The sequence below is a fragment of the Lunatimonas lonarensis genome, assembly GCF_000390185.1.
Lineage (GTDB): Bacteria > Bacteroidota > Bacteroidia > Cytophagales > Cyclobacteriaceae > Lunatimonas > Lunatimonas lonarensis.
Map to the genome: position 1 here is coordinate 153,592 of NZ_AQHR01000041.1, position 14,149 is coordinate 167,740.

General features: G+C 47.6%; 12 protein-coding genes. 8 read left to right on the top strand and 4 right to left on the bottom strand.

What is annotated here, in order from left to right; all coding sequences use genetic code 11:
• Window positions 1-3 precede the first annotated feature (3 nt).
• The 4 genes from ADIS_RS06295 to ADIS_RS06310 all read right to left on the bottom strand — a co-directional run bounded on the left by ADIS_RS06295 (window position 4) and on the right by ADIS_RS06310 (window position 5,704).
• Entirely contained in the window at window positions 4-1,173 is a 1,170-nt protein-coding gene (locus ADIS_RS06295; protein ID WP_010853545.1) for a C40 family peptidase, read from the bottom strand.
• A 126-nt stretch (window positions 1,174-1,299) separates the two neighbouring features.
• Window positions 1,300-2,604 carry an amidohydrolase family protein gene (locus tag ADIS_RS06300; RefSeq protein WP_010853546.1) on the bottom strand — a complete coding sequence of 435 codons (1,305 nt, stop codon included), beginning with the start codon at window positions 2,602-2,604 and terminating at the stop codon, window positions 1,300-1,302.
• 35 nt (window positions 2,605-2,639) lie between these two features.
• Complete coding sequence (locus ADIS_RS06305; RefSeq protein WP_051113276.1) at window positions 2,640-4,010, bottom strand: amidohydrolase family protein; 1,371 nt, start codon at window positions 4,008-4,010, stop codon at window positions 2,640-2,642.
• A 17-nt stretch (window positions 4,011-4,027) separates the two neighbouring features.
• Window positions 4,028-5,704, bottom strand: coding sequence for an amidohydrolase family protein (locus tag ADIS_RS06310; RefSeq protein ID WP_010853548.1), 1,677 nt, complete (start codon window positions 5,702-5,704; stop codon window positions 4,028-4,030).
• Between the two features lie 227 nt (window positions 5,705-5,931).
• Between ADIS_RS06310 and ADIS_RS06315 the strand changes: the two genes are divergently transcribed.
• The 8 genes from ADIS_RS06315 to ADIS_RS06350 all read left to right on the top strand — a co-directional run bounded on the left by ADIS_RS06315 (window position 5,932) and on the right by ADIS_RS06350 (window position 14,127).
• Entirely contained in the window at window positions 5,932-6,477 is a 546-nt protein-coding gene (locus ADIS_RS06315) for a class I SAM-dependent methyltransferase (RefSeq protein WP_010853549.1), read from the top strand.
• A gap of 50 nt (window positions 6,478-6,527) precedes the next feature.
• A complete protein-coding gene (locus ADIS_RS06320) occupies window positions 6,528-7,589 on the top strand; it encodes a PA0069 family radical SAM protein (RefSeq protein ID WP_010853550.1) in 1,062 nt (353 codons plus the stop codon).
• Window positions 7,586-7,840 carry a DUF3253 domain-containing protein gene (locus ADIS_RS06325; protein ID WP_010853551.1) on the top strand — a complete coding sequence of 85 codons (255 nt, stop codon included), beginning with the start codon at window positions 7,586-7,588 and terminating at the stop codon, window positions 7,838-7,840. The genes ADIS_RS06320 and ADIS_RS06325 overlap by 4 nt, the downstream gene beginning before the upstream one ends.
• Before the next feature lie 2 nt (window positions 7,841-7,842).
• Entirely contained in the window at window positions 7,843-8,412 is a 570-nt protein-coding gene (gene msrA, locus ADIS_RS06330) for a peptide-methionine (S)-S-oxide reductase MsrA (protein ID WP_010853552.1), read from the top strand.
• Between the two features lie 167 nt (window positions 8,413-8,579).
• Window positions 8,580-10,256 (top strand): DUF6909 family protein, encoded by a 1,677-nt coding sequence (locus ADIS_RS06335; RefSeq protein WP_010853553.1) that lies wholly within the window; start codon window positions 8,580-8,582, stop codon window positions 10,254-10,256.
• A 441-nt stretch (window positions 10,257-10,697) separates the two neighbouring features.
• On the top strand, window positions 10,698-11,291 hold the full coding sequence (locus tag ADIS_RS06340; protein ID WP_010853554.1) for a DUF4255 domain-containing protein: 594 nt from the start codon (window positions 10,698-10,700) through the stop codon (window positions 11,289-11,291).
• A 2-nt stretch (window positions 11,292-11,293) separates the two neighbouring features.
• Window positions 11,294-12,145, top strand: coding sequence for a hypothetical protein (locus ADIS_RS06345; RefSeq protein WP_010853555.1), 852 nt, complete (start codon window positions 11,294-11,296; stop codon window positions 12,143-12,145).
• A gap of 11 nt (window positions 12,146-12,156) precedes the next feature.
• On the top strand, window positions 12,157-14,127 hold the full coding sequence (locus ADIS_RS06350; RefSeq protein WP_035804890.1) for a phage tail sheath C-terminal domain-containing protein: 1,971 nt from the start codon (window positions 12,157-12,159) through the stop codon (window positions 14,125-14,127).
• The last annotated feature ends 22 nt before the right edge of the window (window positions 14,128-14,149 follow it).

Below are 14,149 nucleotides of genomic sequence, written 5' to 3' on the forward strand. Positions count from 1 at the left end.
GGTTTATTGGATTAGGCTATTAACTTTCCACAGATGGTTCCCGGTGGTGTTCCGTATCCGTTTGCTACGCAGATATCGGTTGAGCTCGTATTCGTCGTAGTTTTCGTCATCCGGATCAAAGCTACTGATGCGAACCCTTCCCCTGGAGTGGATAAAGGAGTTGTCTCCGATCCACATGCCTACGTGGACCACTCGCTCGGGGGCATCTTCCGAGGCGGGAACACCAAAAAAGAGCAGATCTCCGACTTCTAAATTATCCCACCCCGCAGAGGTGTCTATGTCCTCACCTTCGCGGACTTGTTGGGATGCATCCCGTGGTATGATCATCCCATTTAGGAAATAAACCGTTTTTGTGAAACCGCTACAATCGACTCCTTTGGGTGATGTTCCTCCCCAAAGGTAGGGCACCCCCATCATCAGCTTAGCCGTTTTTATCAAATTGGTGTCAGAGAGTTCACGGGTTGCTATCCAATCCCCGTAGGCAATGGTTTCCAATCGGGGTACAAAACCTCTACGACCGTCCGGCAACTCAACCAGATGGAAGTTTCCCTCGGTAGCTATATGCTTGACCATATTCCCTGCCGTCAAATCGGAAACGGGCAGAGAGTTGAATGCCGCTTCCTGGTACAATGTGCCCAGCATTTCGGTAAATACCACTTTTTCCGACGCGATCCATTCGTTCATTTCTTCACTGGATTTCAGTGCTATGCCGGCAGCATCTACCCAGGAAATATATCCTTCCGGTGTTTGAACCAAATACCAGGTATCTTCCTTCTTTAATACGCGAAGGGGGGTGCCCAGCAATGCCTGTGTGGCAAGTTCGGAAGAATGGCGGGGAGCACTGCGAATATTTGCGACGGAGATGGTGACCAATGCTTGATTCCGATCACCAAGTGCTTCCTCGGGAAGCAGGGCAATGCTGTTTTGGTACGAAATGCTTTCCTGATCCAGTTTTGTGGTGAGGGAATTGATCGCTTCTGGAAGATTGGTTTCCCCCTGAAGCACTCCGTCCTGAAAACTAATCTCCCAAAGGGCAATCCGCTTATCGGGTGCGTGGTATAATCTAACTTCCGTTATCAATTCCTCCACCCTGGAATATTCGCTATCTGGCGCACAGGCAGCCCAAAAGGAAAGTAACAATAAAGTGACCGCGGTTTTCAAGTAGTGGTTCATGACAGGCTTGGTTTTTGACAGTGTCTACTCGGCAATTAAAAGTGGGCTATTTGCAGAATAGGCAACAGGGCAAATATACCCGTCATTTGGAGATAATCGTTGTTTTGGCGCGACAAACTGTAAAAATCATCGTGACAATCCGGGAGTTCTGTCGATAAATTCCTGGTAGAGCCTAATCTGTCGGTTGGTGATCGGAACCCGATATCCCTGAATAAACACATGGGGGATCTGGGTCTTGGGTTCAAAGGGATCCCCATCGGCAACAAACAGATTGGCAAGCTTGCCTTCTTCAAGCGAGCCGATTTCCTTTTCCAATCCAAATATTTCAGCTGCGTTTATGGTTACGGCTTTGAGGGCTTCCTCACCACCCAATCCATAGGCTGCCGCAAATCCGGCATGAAAAGGTAGGTTCCGAACGTTTTCGGCTTCGTTTGTGCGGAGTGCTACTTTCACCCCGGCCGCCGCCAGTTTTCCGGCATTGGCATAGGACACGTCATACCGATCTGAGTGCCGGGTGGGCAACGCCAATACAGGCCCTGTAATGACCGGGATACCTGCTTCCGCTATGGAGTCGGCAACACGCCACCCTTCTGCTACGCCGCTAAAAATGGGTTGAATGTGCTTTTCCTTCGTCCAGTCGATCGCACGCAAAATATCTGCGGCTGTATTGACCTCGATGATCAAAGGCATTTCCCCTCGAACCACGCGGGCCAGCTGTGCCATTTCAGGAAAGTACTCCAGTTTCGCTCCTGCCTGCGTAAGATGTGCGTAGCGAACCGCATTTTTCCACACCTCATCAAGCTGTTGGATGGCTTCGTTTGCTTCCTTTTTAACGGTTTCTTCGTTTCTGTTGTCATTTGGCCCCGTCCGTCCTGTATTGGGAAATGCCAGCATCACGCCCTTAAACCCAGCGTACATCTGCTCTGGCGTGTAGCCATCCAGGTGGATCAGGGCCGTAGTGCCGGGAAACAGGCCTCCCGATGGTAGCGCCAAGGTAGTGGTTACACCGCTTACACGGGTCACCGGTATGGCGACAGCATTTGGGTTCACCGCGATCAGCGTCTGCATATTGGGGGTGACATGCCCGATTTCCTGATAGTCTCTGGTTTCCTCGAGCGAGTTTACCTCAACCAATCCAAGCCGGGTTCCGGAGTCGATAAACCCAGGATAAACAAATTTTCCTGTACAGTCTATTACCCGTACATCACCCTCTGGTAAATCCTTGCCTATGCGCTCAATCCTCCCGTTGTCTATCAGCAGGTCGGTCGCCTCCAATACACCCTGCGATACGGTGACCAACGTCCCTCCTTTCAGCAAAAAGGGACCCTTTTCAGATTTTAATACCGCACCTTCTTCTTGGCCATATAACGGAGTTGCCAGGAAGGCCAGCAATAAAACGTGGAGGGTTATGTGGCGAAAATAAAACTTCATGGATAGGCGGATTGAATGGATGGTCTTACGTTGGATCAGTGCCGATGCTCGAATAGATTTCTGCCAAAGTTGCTGAAATAAAAGGACACATCCTGCATACAGCTATGGTCTTGTGAATATAGAAATATTGGTTCCACCAGTTCGGAGGGGTTAACTTTCAAACGCTGATCCTCACGGTCGTTGCTTCGGTCGAAGTACTTGACACCGTCGACAAAGGTCATTTGCGGAATGGTATAAACAGAAAGTGGGTGCTTATCAAACAAAACCAAGTCAGCCTGCTTTCCTACCTCTATCGAACCGACTAAACGGTCTATTCCCAGTTGTTTTGCGGGATTGATGGTGATCATTGCGAGTGCCTCCTCATCACTTAGTCCCCCATAGCGTTGGGTTTTGGCCGCTTCATGGTAAAGATGCCGAATGACCTCACCCGAGTCGGAATTTATCGACGTGATCACCCCGTTTCGGGCCAGCACAGCTGCATTGTAAGCGGTAGAATAGTACACTTCAAACTTGTAGGCCCACCAATCGGAAAAAATTGACGCACCCATTGTGTACTCCGCGAGCTCCGGTGCTACCTTGAATCCCTCGTTTACATGCGAGAAAACTATCTTTTCTATCCCATACTCCCTGCAAAGCTCGATTAGCATGTAGATTTCATCCGCCCGGTAGGAATGGCAATGTATGATGATCTTTCCGTCCAAAATATCGCTGATGGTTTGCAATCTCGCGTCGAATTTCGGCGGGATCTCGGTAGTGTTCTTCTGCGAAAGTGAGCGGTAGTATCTTTCTAACGCCGCTTTGTACTGTAGGGCTTCCTCAAATCCGTTCCTGATCACTGCCTCAACCCCCATACGGCTCTTCGGCTGCAAACCCTTTCCCCTGCCGTGTACTCGGGTGGGGTTCTCGCCTAAGGCAAATTTGATGGTCCTTGGCGCGTCGGCCATTACCAAGCGTTCCGGATCTTTGGTGCCGTAGCGGTGTTTCAGGGTTATATTTTCACCTCCAATGGCATTGGCTGACCCGTGCATGGCGTGGGAGATCGTTACGCCTCCGGCAAGTGCCCTGTAGATGCCCACATCAAAGGGATTTATCACATCGCGCATTTTGACCTCCGAGGTAATGGGACTCGTTGCTTCGTTGATGGATTCCAAGCCAATATGTGAATGCGCGTCGATGATCCCGGGCATCAAAAACTGCCCCGACGCATCAATTTCAGTTGGGTTACCGGTAGGTCGGATGCCTTTACCTATCTGTTTGATCTTTCCATCCTGAATCCATACGTCGGTATTCTCCAATGTCCCCTGCGTGATGGTAATAACCGTCGCATTTTTGATGAGGTAACTATCCTTCGATTGGTCCTGCGCTAAAAGGGGCAGGACGGAAGTGCTCCAAAAAGCAGCGAGCATGAGTAAAAAGCCTCTATTCATATGTTTGGCTTATCGGTTTTCTTTGCGTTGAACGGAAAGCGATCGTTCCCCATAATGTCCATGATACCACTGAAGGAATTGCTGGAGACATCACCTTTAACGTTTAGACGAATGTCCCGATCTCCGCTTCTTAGTGTAAGTCCAAAACTCATCATAGTGGCTGTTTTTCGAACGTTTTCCAACAGGATGGTCTTATGGCCTGGTTTTTCGGGATCGTCTATCGTTATTTCGCCCACCCATTTTCCGGATTCCTGCCAGAGGGAAAAATCTCCAAAAGCTTTCCCGGAAGGGGTAGAGGCTTGGTATCGCCAGACTTCCGTTTTTGCTGTTTTGGTATCTGCATTCTCCTTTTTTTCCTTTTTCTCGTATTCAAACACCTGACCATTGACAATTACCTGACTGATCTGAACCTCGGGATCAAAGATCGGCCGGGTAGTCACAACAAAATTGGCCATTTTTCCAGCCTTGATGTCCCCGGTAAGTTGATCCACTTTCAGTAGCTTGGCGGCATTGACGGTGAGTGCGGCCAAAGCAGCTTCCTCCGATAAGCCATGGGCTATCATTATCCTTAGATTTGATAGAAACTTGTCGCTGGCCAATTGCTTGGTTGTAAATCCAAATGGAATGCCCGCTGCCTCGAATTTAGCAGGCAACGACAGCCTATCTTCATACGCCTCCAATACGCGTTGGCTTAAGCGTTCAAACTCTCCACCTGTCTCGGAGGATTTTTTTGAGAGGTCAGGTTCCACCGGAAGATTAAGACTCAATGCCACACCCACGTTCCAATTTTTGATATCATTCAGGTATTCTTCGCCTTCTGAGATGCCACCCAATATCAGGTCAAACCCAAACTCCTTCTTGAGCCTTAGTGCCCTGCCTACGTCCAAAGCGGAATTTGTCTCGAAGTAAACAGGCTTTTGCGCTTTGACAAGAGGAATCAGATTTTCTAAAACCGGATTTTTCTCCGGGATGGAAACCCCAACATTTGAGTTGAAACGTGCTAGGTGAACGTCCAAAACCCTTGCATTTTCGAACAGATCACGGAATTTGGCCATTATCCCCAGGTTGTTGGAAGGGTACATGCCTCCAACCGCACTGAACCTGGCGTACACAGAAGACCTTTCCTTAACAACCAAGGCTGACTTATCCGAATTATCGTAGCCTACGAGTGCCGAGTTTCCAGGAAGCATCCCCATGCCCATAGGGATTACTTGGGCTAAGGTAAATCCAAGTTTCCTCCATTCGCTAATCTGGGGGTAGGCGGGATTGAAATGGTTTAGGACAGAGACTTCCGGATGGATCCCCGCCAGGTAGTCCTCGGGCTTAGAGCTGTCAAAGTTTTTTGGCTTTTCCATGGCAGGGGGCGTGGAAACACCTCTTTTGTTTGCCATATCGATAAAGCCGGGATACACGTACAGGGAGTCTCCCTGAATGATTTCCGCCTCGGGGGGGAACTTAAGATTTTTTCCAACGGCCTTGATTATTCCATCGGAGAACAATACATCCTGGCCGGTTTGCGTGGTCTTTGGGTCGATGATGAGCGTAGCATTCCGTATCAGATAGGTTCGCGTAACCGCTCGCTTACCTGTAGGATCACTCTGTCCAAACCCACTAAGGAAAGGCAGAAAAAAACATAAAAAAAACAGGATTTTCCTTGGTCTTTTTAAAGCCATATTGCTAAATCAACATCAACCTGCAAGGTAACGGTATCCAGGACATGGAAAAAAGGATTTTCCGCAAAAGTTCAAATCAGGGGAGGAGTGGCAACGCTCAATCTTTAGGCAATGCCTTGCCCAACGCAGCTAGCCGTCTGATGGCCTTGCGTGCCATAATATATTGAGGTGGTTGATCAGGTTTATAATCCAATTTTTATATTTGCCTTTCATTCAAACTAAACTATATGGGTAAGGGGTCGCTTGTCAAGGAGCTTTTTTTCAACATCAAAACAACCGGTGCGTTAACGTTTAGCTCTAAATCCCTTGTAAACAAAATGTTGTCGTTTGCAGACTTTTCGGAGGCAACATTGATCGTTGAATTAGGAGGCGGTGATGGGAGTATCACAAAGGGGATCGTCGAGCGAATGCGTCCCGATGCAAAACTGTTGGTTTTTGAGATTAACGAGCATTTCTGCAAAAATCTTGAAGCGCAGTTTACACAACCCAATGTAAAAATCGTTTGTGACTCAGCGGAAAAGCTGGATGATTACCTGAACGGAAACAAGGCTGATCTGATCCTCTCTTCTTTGCCTTTCTCCCTTATTCCCAAAGACGTCCGAACCCGCATCATAGAAAAATCAAGCGCTTTCCTGCATGACAAGGGCAGGTTTATCCAGATTCTTTACGCCTATTCCCTCAAATACCATTTAGCCCCCTATTTTAAGCAAATAAAAACCACCTTTACCCTAAAGAATTTTCCGCCAACACTCATAATGATCTGTGAGCGATAATACGGTCCTGCCGATTGGTTATTACGCCAAAATAGGGTAGATTAGGGTGTATGAATCCAGAATTTCTAAAAGGCCGGGCAGCGGGATATGCTCCATCCAACCTGTTTTTGAAACAACATGTGGTACAGGAGTTCCCAGAGGGATTGGACGAGGAGTTGATCTCGGGCAGGCCCAAGACAGAATTTATCATCGTGGGGACAGTAAACCCGCTGAGCAAAAATGACAGCCCCGACCTTCGTCTAAATTATTCGGTGAATCCCTATCAGGGGTGCGAACACGGATGCATCTATTGTTATGCCAGAAACAGCCACACGTATTGGGGCTATGATGCCGGCCTGGGTTTTGAAACGACTATCTTGGTCAAGCAGGGCATAGATAAGGCATTGGAAAAAGCCTTCCGGCGAAAGGACTATCAACCGGCCACAATTCTTCTATCAGGGAATACGGACTGTTACCAGCCGGCGGAAAAGAAATTCCAGCTGACGAGGCGTGTGTTGGAAACCTGTCTGGCGTTTAGACATCCTGTCAGCATCATAACAAAAAACGTACTTGTGCGCCGGGATATAGACCTACTGGAGGAAATGGCCGGGCATCGCTTGGTGCATATCTATTTTTCGATAAACCACGTCGATGATGGACTGAAGTCGTTGCTGGAGCCCCGCACCGCAACTGCAGATCGAAAGTTTAAGTTAATGGCGGAGTTTAGTGCCAAAGGCATTCCCTGCGGGGTGATGGTGGCTCCCATCATTCCGGGGATCAACATGCAGGATATAGACCAAATCATAGCCAAGAGTGCGGCAGCTGGCGCCTTGGGAGCGGGTTACACTGTTGTACGCTTGAATGGGCAGTTGGAGGAGCTTTTTAGAGAATGGCTCCAGCGCCATTTTCCCGACCGCGTCACAAAGGTGATCAATCAGATAAGGGAGTTGCATGGAGGATCGGTCAATGACTCAGTATGGGGAAGGAGAATGAAAGGGGAGGGAGTATTGGCCCAGGTGATTCAGCAACTTTTCACGCGGGCGGTTTCCAGGCATTTACCAGGACGAACCATGCCGGACTATGATTTTACCCAGTTTGTTCGTGGCGGCCAACTAAACCTTTTCGATGTATGATTCCCGATGTGATGGAGATTGCCATCCTTGAGATGTGCCGGGTACGTGGTAACAGCAGCTTTTGCCCATCGGAAATAGCCCGGTGGCTTTATCCAGAGGATTGGCGGGATTTTATGCCCGAGGTGCGGGAATCCATGATGAATCTTTATCGAGATAACCGGATCTCGGTGACACAGAAAGGGGTAGAGGTGGATAAAAACTTTTTGCCCAAAGGACCTGTTAGAATCCAACCAATCACAAAAAAGAGATAAGCATGACATCCATACCATTTACAATCGTTTCAGCGGAACCAGGAATGGAGCTTGCCACCTTAGGGGCAGGCTGCTTTTGGTGTACGGAAGCTGTATTCCTGAAACTTCGGGGAGTAACCTCGGTGCAGTCGGGTTTTTCTGGCGGCCATATAGCCTCGCCCGGCTACAAGGAGGTGGTCACGGGTACCACGGGCCACGCCGAGGTTGTCCACATTCAGTTTGATCCTACCGTGATATCCTATGGGGAAATCCTTTCGGTATTCTTTGCCATCCATGACCCAACGACCCTGAACCGGCAGGGAGCCGATGTAGGCCCCCAGTACCGTTCTGCCATCTTCTTCCACAGTGAGGCCCAACAACGGGTTGCAAAGGACACAATCAAACAAATGGAAGACCAAAGAACCTTTGATGATCCGATTGTTACTGAGGTTACACCGTTTTCCAATTTTTATCCAGCCGAGGACTACCACACGAACTATTTTGAATTGAACGGCACCCAGCCCTATTGCCAGTTTGTCGTTCGACCGAAAGTCGAGAAATTCAAAAAGCTCTTCAAAGAGAGACTGAAGTAGGGTACGAAATCGGTAGGGCCTGACGGAAAACATCGCCAATCAAAAGGTGATCGGAGTGGTAAACTGGTTTTAATGGGGGATCCAATAGACCCTACCGGTAAAATCATCTACATTCTTTAGGGGTTACCCACCCCCACTGGTTATCTTTGTAGAAGAAATAGACGACTATGATAAAAAGAACCAAAGCGCAACAATCCAGATCTGCCATTGAACGGCTGTATATCACCATGCGGCACCTTTTTACAAGGGGAAACTATAAGCCTACCGGTGTTTCCGGTGAGTCGCTGATCGAATCTTTGCTGATACTCAGTCCGGAGATTTATGGACTGGTAACCGATTCGGAAAAAATCGAACTGGATGGTTTGCTGTACGTCATGGAGCGGCTTCCAAGGGGTATAGAAGAATGCAGGTATATTAGGTTGATCAGCAGGGAAGGCTACGAGAATTCCGGGTTTACGCCCATTGTGCCTGCCAAGAGACGTAGGAACTGCTATCGGGTAGATGAGGATCAAATGTACGTGGAGATGACCCGTGGAAAAAGTGACATCTACGACATACTGACCCACCTGACGTTTTTGTTTATCGAATCAAAAAAGATCGCCCGAAACAGTATGGATCCCAAGGGAGCCATCAACCTAAATTGGGAGATGCTGGAGAAAATTGTGGAAAAAGAGAGACGGGACGAGGAGTTTAACCGGGAGGCCGCCTGCTCGTATCTTAGCCACATAACCGGGAGGACCTTTGAAGAGACCCACCAGGCCGTGGAAAAGTTTGAATCTTCCCATCATACCAATAGCCTCTTTTCAATAGTTTACAACTTGGGAAGCTTGTCTATGCAAGAGCTGGCAGAAGGCAAAGACAGGCAGATCAGTTTTTCGGCAACGCTGAGGGAGCGGGTAGGCCACCATGTGTATGGGGAACTGTGGGCCGAACGTATCAAGAAAGTATTGGATGATGAAGGGCTGATTCAAAGGCCTATCCATATCATAAGTGCCAACCTCCATAGTTTTACAAATACCATATATGGACATCAGGCACTGGGTCTTGGCGGTTTTGAAGAGATCGAGAAGGAGGCACTTGAGATAGGGATGTCAGGTAAAAACAATAAAGGCAGGGAGATTCAATCCTATGCAAAAAACCACGGACTTATCGAGCTTCCCGACCTCAGCGGTACCAACATCGGCGTTCAAATCATCGATACGGGCAAAATGGCGGTAAAATCATTGATTCCGGCCGTTGTTTTACCGGAGGAAACAAAGAAGAAGCCCGTCCTTATCGTCATGGACTATGCCTTTGGCGAGCAGGCCTATGAGTGCTTTGATGAACTGCTTAAGCCGTATGAAAAAGAGGGAAAGAAGATTCCATTAGACGTGGTCACGGCATCGATTATGGGTAAGGCCGGGATCTTGAAGGGATCAAAGGGTGATATTATGATTCCCACAAGCCATGTTTTTGAAGGAACCGCAGATAATTATCCATTTAAGAATGAGCTGAAGTCCGCTGATTTTCATGGATATGGATTGCAGCTATTTGAAGGCCCCATGATCACGGTGCTGGGGACATCGCTTCAAAACCGGGATGTGCTTCAGTACTTTATGGAGTCTTCGTGGCGGGCAGTTGGCCTGGAAATGGAAGGTGCCCATTACCAAAAAGCCATCCAATCTTCCAGCAAAATCAGAAACAACATCAGAAAAAATGTGAAGGTTCTGTACGCCTATTACGCATCTGATAATCCCTTGGAGACTGGAAGCACCCTCGCATCGGGTGCACTTGGGATGGAGGGAATCCGGCCTACCTATTTGATTACCTATAAAATTCTTGAGAAGATTGGTGAGACCTTTTGATCAAAGGTTAGCGTTCTGTTTTTATTTGCAAAGGGTCTACGAAAGCCAACGTAGATCCTTAATTTTTTTCGGTGATATCCCGTTTGCTCAAAGGAACGAAAAGTATAATATTTTTAGGGTAATATAAAAATTTTAATAAGTCATTGGTTAATATATGAAGTTTTTTTGCACCGAAAGAAAAATAATCAAAAGCTGAAAAATATTTTTTACCCCATTAGGATTTCTAAATTAATAATGTCAAATTTGACAAGGCAGTTATATTTATTTGGAATAATGACCCTATTTCAAATATCCATTAGGCAGTAAATTCTGAATTTTTGTATGGCTATTTGCCATTGACAAACAGAAATTGAGCCTTTATACGCTAATTATTTCCTATCAACCTATTTTGATCCATTGTAAACGAAGTTTCACGGAAAGTCAATTAATTTGGTTAGTAGCATGATTTTCGAAATTTTTCAAATATTGTCAGAAGATGTAAACCGTTACTTTAGAGACGTTGGATTAAACGATTCCGAGGTAATATTAGACAATATAGCATTTGTGGACGGTGCGTCGGAAGTAGCAGAAGCGATGCGGGATAAAGTGGTGATGACCCTTGTCAATTTTCAGGAAGAAGCTGCATTGAAAAATTTCCCCAATCATTCGATGCAGGATACCCAAGCGATCTACCGTAATCCAATCGTAAACATCCATGTTTTTGCACTATTCAGCGCCAACAGAACCTCTTATGCGCATGCACTTAGGGATGTTTCTACGATAATGGCTTTTTTTCAATCCAAAAGGCTGTTTACACAGGCGAATACGTTGTACGATCGGGAAATCAGTTCCATGGCTGCTGTTGGGCCTTTTCGGTTTACGGTGGATCTTTTTAGCCCGTCGTTTGAAGAGGTGAACTTCATATGGGGAACCCTAGGTGGAAGGCAATTGCCCTCGGTACTTTACAAAATATGCCTGCTGCCTATTCAGGCGGACAAGGTCTCTGGCACAGGCCCATTGATTGAGACAGTAGAAAATACCCTTAAGCACCGTTAACCATGGCTGTTTTTGAGTTTCATACGTTGGCATCTATCCGGATTTATCACCGCTTCTATCTAAACGTTGGTGAGGTGATGTTCGAAGATTTGGCTGAGTCGGATAGGCAACGTCAGCTATCACGCTACCGTTGGCAGGATTTTATAGCTATAGAGCCCTTGGGAAACACCCTTAAATTGCTAAGAGGCCACCAAATGCTAACCCAAGTCAGCAATACCCATTTTACGGTAAGGGTGCGCCGTGACCCGGAGGAAGGGCAGCGGTCGTTTATACCGATTTTGCAAGATCTTACGCTGGTGTTTGGCCTGTATTACCGCGACATGTTTTTTGAGAATTACACGGACATGCCCTTTTTAGATAACCGACGAATGGTCTGGTGCAATAACCTGGAGCGACACTATGTATCGGATGGCCTACTTCCGTTTCCTGTTCAAGACTCCAACGAATTCAGTTCCAGCTTCCTTGCCACTATTTCAGAAGTAGATAACCTTTGTCAGCGACTTGGGATATCTTTTCCGGTAGGATGTAAAGGTCTGCTTCTTTTGTCTATGCAAGGTCAGAGTGGCGATTTTAATATCCTAAATGGCAATGGCACGCTTAAGCAGCATCCTACCGAGTTTTATATGAATTTTTCCAATCGGTCTACAAACTGGCGCTACATCAAACCAGAACTGGCATTTTCTGCGGAAACGGAGCAGGTGAAGCCGCTCACACGGGATGGGTATGTAACCCTAGATCAACAAGCCGATTTTTCCGGGGATCCGGATTGGCCAGGTGAGTTTGCCTTTCCCAATCCAGACGTACGGTTTTTGAAACATGAAGACAATAAACTTATTTCTGAAATCTATCTATAATACGATGCATCATGGCAACTAACTACAGAACCCCAGGCGTGTACATCGAGGAGATATCCAAGTTTCCTCCTTCTGTTGCACAAGTAGAGACAGCGATTCCTGCTTTTATCGGTTACACCGAAAAAGCAAAGGCTCAGGAGGAGGACACATCCCATACCCTGATCAACGTTCCGACAAGAATTGTATCCATGCTGGAATACGAAACAATGTTTGGAGGCCCAGAAGCAGAAATTGCCATTCAGGTACGGGTTAGAGAGGAGAATGGAGAGCGCAGTGTATTGGTAGAAGCCCCGCCCTCGGAGGATAAATCTCCCTTTTTGATGTTTTATGCGATGCAGGCCTATTTTGCGAATGGAGGCGGTCCATGCTACATTGTGTCTGTGGGCGTCTATGAGGATGCGCCCGACGTAGATCCCGTTTCCCGTGCGGCATTGTTATCGGGATTGGATGCCATCGAGAAGGAGGATGAACCCACGCTTCTTCTATTTCCTGACGCCACCTCTCTTCCGGATTCTGCTGATTTTTACGCGGTTTACAACAGTGCACTTTCCCAATGCAGAAAGCTACGGGATCGGTTTACGATCATCGATACCTATACTGATCATCTCGCCACGGAAATCGGCGCGCCCGAAGGCGTTAGGGATTTGATCACCTCGGATATCGAGTTCAGAAAATATGGAGCTGTTTATTATCCCTATTTGGAAACCATACTCAATTATGCATATGATCCAGAGGAAATCACCATCAACCACGTCGTTGTAGATTCATCTCCGGTCACGGACATCCTTGATGAGGTTGATGATATTATCTCCGAGGGCGACGGGATCATTTCCAGTATTCCGGGGTTGGTGACTGCTTTTTCCGATGCAAATACCTCCTTACAGGCCGATACCGACGCCGACGCACTTACCAACCGAAATGCGGCGCTTGGACCACTGGGAGATCTATTGACCGGACTTTCAGAATTCAGTGAGCTTATGCAGGAGATCGTGGATCAGGGCAATAACGTGGCCGCGATGGCCGTGTCCAATACAGACCTTGCCGATGCGGCTTCTGATGCAGCGGCAGCCGTTGCAGCGGAATTGGAGGCTGCTTCAGACCTCGGCACGTTGATACAAACGTTGACAGACTTTCAGACCGCCATTTCGGGAGCCGGCGACGGTGCAGATGTCAAGACTGCCTCCGCCGACGCTGCCTCTGCGATCAGCATGGCAAATATCCCCGCACTCTTGCAGGGAATCATGGACTTGGTTGACCCCACGTTGATCGATGCGCTTCTCGAAATAGAAGGAATGGACATGGAATCAGACGGCATCTTGGATGGTATGGCAATGAGCGAAATCGAGGAAGTGGACAGTGCCACGTACAACAAGATCAAATCCGGAATCAACAAGCTCAAAGTTGTGCTTCCTCCTTCCTCGTTGGTGGCCGGAATATATGCGAGGGTGGACAGCACCCGCGGTGTGTGGCAGGCACCTGCGAACGTCTCGTTGAATTTTGTGGTGAAGCCTACCGTAAAGGTTACCAATGAAATGCAGGACAGGCTAAACGTGGATACTACCTCTGGAAAATCAATCAATGCGATCAGGAGTTTCACCGGAAAGGGAACTTTGATTTGGGGTGCCAGAACTTTGGCCGGAAATGACAACGAGTGGAGGTACGTACCGGTGAGACGCTTTTTCAACATGGTGGAGGAATCTGTCAAAAAGGCGACAGAACAGTTTGTCTTTGAGCCGAATGACGCCAATACTTGGGTAAAAGTGCGGGCCATGATCGAAAACTTTTTAGTGTTGCAATGGAGAGCCGGTGCGTTGGCTGGGGCCAAGCCGGATCATGCTTTCTATGTGCGAGTCGGTCTTGGACAGACCATGACAGCACTGGATATTCTAGAGGGCCGGATGAATGTAGAGATCGGCATGGCGGTGGTCAGACCCGCGGAGTTCATCATATTGAAGTTTTCACATAAAATGCAGGAGTCTTAAAGCGTTTCACCTTAAACTATTT

Bases quoted from the DNA above. Each gene is read 5' to 3' on its own strand.
- ADIS_RS06295 (WP_010853545.1), bottom strand. From the start codon at position 1,173: ATGAACCACTACTTGAAAACCGCGGTCACTTTATTGTTACTTTCCTTT.
- ADIS_RS06300 (WP_010853546.1), bottom strand. From the start codon at position 2,604: ATGAAGTTTTATTTTCGCCACATAACCCTCCACGTTTTATTGCTGGCC.
- ADIS_RS06305 (WP_051113276.1), bottom strand. From the start codon at position 4,010: ATGCTCGCTGCTTTTTGGAGCACTTCCGTCCTGCCCCTTTTAGCGCAG.
- ADIS_RS06310 (WP_010853548.1), bottom strand. From the start codon at position 5,704: ATGGCTTTAAAAAGACCAAGGAAAATCCTGTTTTTTTTATGTTTTTTT.
- ADIS_RS06315 (WP_010853549.1), top strand. From the start codon at position 5,932: ATGGGTAAGGGGTCGCTTGTCAAGGAGCTTTTTTTCAACATCAAAACA.
- ADIS_RS06320 (WP_010853550.1), top strand. From the start codon at position 6,528: ATGAATCCAGAATTTCTAAAAGGCCGGGCAGCGGGATATGCTCCATCC.
- ADIS_RS06325 (WP_010853551.1), top strand. From the start codon at position 7,586: ATGATTCCCGATGTGATGGAGATTGCCATCCTTGAGATGTGCCGGGTA.
- msrA (WP_010853552.1), top strand. From the start codon at position 7,843: ATGACATCCATACCATTTACAATCGTTTCAGCGGAACCAGGAATGGAG.
- ADIS_RS06335 (WP_010853553.1), top strand. From the start codon at position 8,580: ATGATAAAAAGAACCAAAGCGCAACAATCCAGATCTGCCATTGAACGG.
- ADIS_RS06340 (WP_010853554.1), top strand. From the start codon at position 10,698: ATGATTTTCGAAATTTTTCAAATATTGTCAGAAGATGTAAACCGTTAC.
- ADIS_RS06345 (WP_010853555.1), top strand. From the start codon at position 11,294: ATGGCTGTTTTTGAGTTTCATACGTTGGCATCTATCCGGATTTATCAC.
- ADIS_RS06350 (WP_035804890.1), top strand. From the start codon at position 12,157: ATGGCAACTAACTACAGAACCCCAGGCGTGTACATCGAGGAGATATCC.